General features: G+C 70.0%; 3 protein-coding genes. 1 reads left to right on the plus strand and 2 read right to left on the minus strand.

Annotated elements, in window-relative coordinates; genetic code table 11:
- Both purF and ACFV6I_RS32315 read right to left on the minus strand, forming a co-directional pair.
- Positions 1 to 1668, minus strand: a 1668-nt coding sequence (gene purF, locus ACFV6I_RS32310; RefSeq protein ID WP_380429164.1) for an amidophosphoribosyltransferase, incomplete at its 3' end; no start/stop codon positions are given.
- Positions 1669 to 1910: 242 nt separating this feature from the next.
- Positions 1911 to 2765: a hypothetical protein gene (locus tag ACFV6I_RS32315; RefSeq protein ID WP_063348341.1), complete on the minus strand. Its 855-nt coding sequence runs from the start codon at positions 2763 to 2765 to the stop codon at positions 1911 to 1913.
- 126 nt (positions 2766 to 2891) lie between these two features.
- Here ACFV6I_RS32315 and ACFV6I_RS32320 point away from each other — a divergent pair, with 126 nt between their 5' ends.
- Positions 2892 to 4175 carry an adenylosuccinate synthase gene (locus tag ACFV6I_RS32320; protein ID WP_063348342.1) on the plus strand — a complete coding sequence of 428 codons (1284 nt, stop codon included), beginning with the start codon at positions 2892 to 2894 and terminating at the stop codon, positions 4173 to 4175.
- Positions 4176 to 4301 lie beyond the last annotated feature (126 nt).

Genomic DNA, 4301 nt, shown 5'->3' on the forward strand with positions numbered 1-4301 from the left:
TAATTTGGGGCGCGGCAGTGTGTGTGTGGGGGGTGTGTTTAGCGGGGGGGCCCCCGTTTTCGGTGCCCCCCCGGGTTTTTGTGTGGCGGGGGGCCCCCGGCGGCCCCCCCCGCCCGCCCCGCCGAGCAGCGACTGGACGCCGTCCAGGTCGCTGCCGCTGGTCGGCTTGCCGCGCACGGCCGGCGGCTGCTGGCTGCCCTTGATCTCGGCCTCCAGCAGGAGCTTGCCGAGCAGTGCCGGGTCCGGCAGCTCCATCGGGTACTCGCCGTCGAAGCAGGCCCGGCAGAGCCTGTCCTTGGGCTGCTTGGTGGCCTCGATCATGCCGTCGATCGAGATGTAGGAGAGCGAGTCCGCGCCGAGGGTGCGGCCGATCTCCTCGACGGTCATCCCGTTGGCGATCAGCTCCGCGCGGGTGGCGAAGTCGATGCCGAAGAAGCACGGCCACTTCACCGGCGGCGAGGAGATCCGGATGTGCACCTCGGCGGCGCCGGCCTCGCGCAGCATCCGCACCAGCGCGCGCTGGGTGTTGCCGCGGACGATCGAGTCGTCGACGACCACCAGGCGCTTGCCCGCGATGACCTCGCGCAGCGGGTTGAGCTTGAGCCGGATGCCGAGCTGACGGATGGTCTGGCTGGGCTGGATGAAGGTGCGGCCCACGTAGGCGTTCTTCACCAGACCGGAGCCGTACGGGATGCCGCTGGCCTCGGCGTAGCCGATCGCGGCGGGGGTGCCGGACTCCGGCGTCGCTATCACCAGGTCGGCCTCGGCGGGCGCCTCCTTCGCCAGGCGGCGGCCCATCTCCACGCGGGAGAGGTGCACGTTGCGCCCGGCGATGCTGGTGTCGGGGCGGGCCAGGTAGACGTACTCGAACACGCAGCCCTTGGGCTTCGCCTCGGCGAAGCGGGAGCTGCGCATGCCGTTCTCGTCGACGGCGATCAGCTCGCCGGGCTCGACCTCGCGGATGAACGAGGCGCCGCAGATGTCCAGCGCCGCCGTCTCGGAGGCGACGACCCAGCCGCGCTCCAGCCGGCCGAGCACCAGCGGGCGGATGCCCTGCGGGTCGCGGGCGGCGTAGAGGGTGTGCTCGTCCATGAAGACGAGCGAGAACGCGCCCTTGACCTTGGGCAGCACGACCTTGGCCGTCTCCTCGATGGAGAGGTCCGGGTGGCCGGCGAGCAGCGCGGTCACCAGGTCGGTGTCGTTGGTCGCGGCGCTCCGCCCGGAGCGGGAGACGTGCTCCTCACCGGGCAGTTCGGCGACCATCTCCGCCAGTTCGGCGGTGTTCACCAGGTTTCCGTTGTGCCCGAGGGCCAGCGAACCGTGCACGGTCGCGCGGAAGGTCGGCTGGGCGTTCTCCCAGACCGAGGACCCGGTGGTCGAGTAGCGGGCGTGTCCGACGGCGATATGCCCGTGCAACGACCCCAGGGAGGCCTCGTCGAAGACCTGGGAGACAAGCCCCATGTCCTTGAAGACGAGAATCTGGGAGCCGTTGCTCACTGCGATGCCCGCGGATTCCTGACCGCGGTGCTGCAGGGCGTAAAGGCCGAAGAACGTGAGCTTGGCGACCTCCTCGCCGGGAGCCCAGACACCGAAGACGCCGCAAGCGTCCTGGGGGCCTTTCTCACCGGGAAGAAGATCGTGGTTGAGTCTTCCGTCACCACGTGGCACGTCTTCGAGTCTAGGGCAGCGGGCACCGGCTTCCGGAACCCGGGCGGCCGGGATTGTCTGGCGATCGGCCGGTAACGCGCGTAGACAAAACCCCTTACCAGGTGGGGATTTCGGGTGGGGGGAATTCCGGCCGGAGGCGGTTGGCCTTGTGGTTCGCGCCTGTTGGGGCGTTCCGTGTGCGGAGAGCCGGGAGTCGGGGCGGCCGCGAAAGTGAGCCTGCTCACCCGGGGTTCACCCCGGCGTCACGCGGCGGGCAGCAACAGGCCCCAGGCGCCCGGGTGGACCGTCCAGGTGCGGGCGCGGACCGGACCGACGGGGTGGCCGTCCGCCTCGTAGCCGAAGCCGCGCCCGACCACCGAGACGCTCTCCGCCCGGGCGCGCACCAGGGCGCCGGGCGCGCGGATCACCACCTCCAGCACGCCCGCGCCGTCCGCCTCGACGCCCGGCAGGGTCAGCTGGACCAGCCGCACCGGCCGGTGCACGTCGGCGAGCAGCCGGCCGTCGGCCTCGACCCGGACCCGGGGATTGTGCTCGGCGCAGGACCGGCCGTCCGCCGTGAGTGCGTTCGCCTGCTCGGCCGCAGCCAGTTTCGCCCATAGCGAACGCCAACCACCCGTACGGCCGGCCGGTCGCCGCGTCCCGGCACCGGTGATCCGCACCCCTCCCAGCGCCACCCCGCCGCCGTCGTCCACCAGCAGGTCGAGCTTGCGCGCCGCACCCGACAGCACCGCCCGCGCGGCCCGGACCGGCTCGCCCGGCACCCCGAGCGCGCGGGCCGCGGCCAGCTCCTCCGACCGGCCGACCGGAACCATGCCCACCGGATCCGCGCCCAGCTCACGCTGGCGGTACAGGGCTTGGAGCACCCGCTGCAACGCCAGGTCGGAACCGATCACTACCGGTCGCCTCCGACCCCGGTGCGAAAGCACGCGGTCGAGTTCGGACGGGCTCTCCGGATAGACCACCTTGACGTCCGCGCCTCCGCAGAGCACGTCCTTCGCGATCCGCACCGACTCGCCGTCGGTGTGCCGGGCCGCCGGGTCGAGGAGCAGCAGGAGCGGCTCGGGGCCGCCGGTTGCGGGCGTGGACAGGGACGACACGACCGGTCCTTCCTCAGGTAATCTCTCGGTGCAAGAGCCCCTTGCGCTACTGCGCCAGGGGCTTCGTCTATCTCGGGGCAGACTGCGGCCTACGCAGGATGCCCCAACCGGAAGGGGTGTACGCCTGTGCCGGCACTCGTGCTCGTTGGCGCTCAGTGGGGGGACGAGGGCAAGGGGAAGGCCACCGACCTCCTCGGCGGCTCCGTCGACTACGTCGTCCGCTACCAGGGCGGCAACAACGCCGGTCACACGGTGGTCATCGGCGACCAGAAGTACGCCCTGCACCTGCTCCCCTCCGGCATCCTCAGCCCTAACGTGACGCCGGTCATCGGCAACGGCGTCGTCATCGACCCGGGCGTGCTGCTCTCCGAGCTGAGCGGCCTCAACGACCGTGGCATCGACACCTCGAAGCTGCTGGTCTCGGGCAACGCCCACCTGATCACGCCGTACCACCGCACCCTGGACAAGGTCACCGAGCGCTTCCTCGGCAAGCGCCGGATCGGCACCACCGGCCGCGGCATCGGCCCGACCTACGCGGACAAGATCAACCGCGTCGGCATCCGGGTCCAGGACCTGTTCGACGAGTCGATCCTGCGCCAGAAGATCGAGGCGGCGCTGCACGACAAGAACCAGATCCTGGTCAAGCTGTACAACCGCCGCGCCATCCCGGCCGAGCTGGTCGTCGAGGAGTACCTCGGCTACGCGGACAAGATCAAGCCCTTCCTCGCCGACACCACCCTCGTCCTGGACCAGGCGCTCAAGGCGAACAAGGTCGTCCTGCTGGAGGGCGGCCAGGGCACCCTGCTCGACGTCGACCACGGCACGTACCCCTTCGTGACCTCGTCGAACCCGACCTCGGGCGGCGCCTGCACCGGCGCCGGCATCGGCCCGACCAAGATCGACCGGGTCATCGGCATCCTGAAGGCGTACACCACCCGCGTCGGCTCGGGCCCGTTCCCGACCGAGCTGCTGGACGAGGACGGCGAGGCGCTGCGCCGCATCGGCGGCGAGCGCGGTGTCACCACCGGCCGTGACCGTCGCTGCGGCTGGTTCGACGCGGTCATCGCGCGCTACGCGACCCGGGTCAACGGCCTCACCGACTTCTTCCTCACCAAGCTCGACGTGCTCACCGGCTGGGAGCAGATCCCGGTCTGCGTCGCGTACGAGATCGACGGCAAGCGGGTCGAGGAACTCCCGTACAACCAGTCCGACTTCCACCACGCCAAGCCGATCTACGAGACGCTGCCGGGCTGGACCGAGGACATCAGCAAGGCGAAGACCTTCGCCGAGCTGCCGAAGAACGCGCAGGCGTACGTGAAGGCGCTGGAGGAGATGTCCGGCGCGCCGATCTCCGCCATCGGCGTCGGCCCGGGCCGCGACGAGACGATCCAGATCAACTCGTTCATCTGATCCTGATCCGGTCGAGGGGGGGGGGGGGGGCCGAGCCCCCCCCCCCCCCCAGAGAACACACCCCCGCAAATTAAAAAAAAAAAAAAAAAAAAAAAAAAAAAAAAAAAGAGAGGGAGAGAGAAACAC

Source organism: Kitasatospora sp. NPDC059803 (assembly GCF_042732255.1).
GTDB lineage: Bacteria > Actinomycetota > Actinomycetes > Streptomycetales > Streptomycetaceae > Kitasatospora.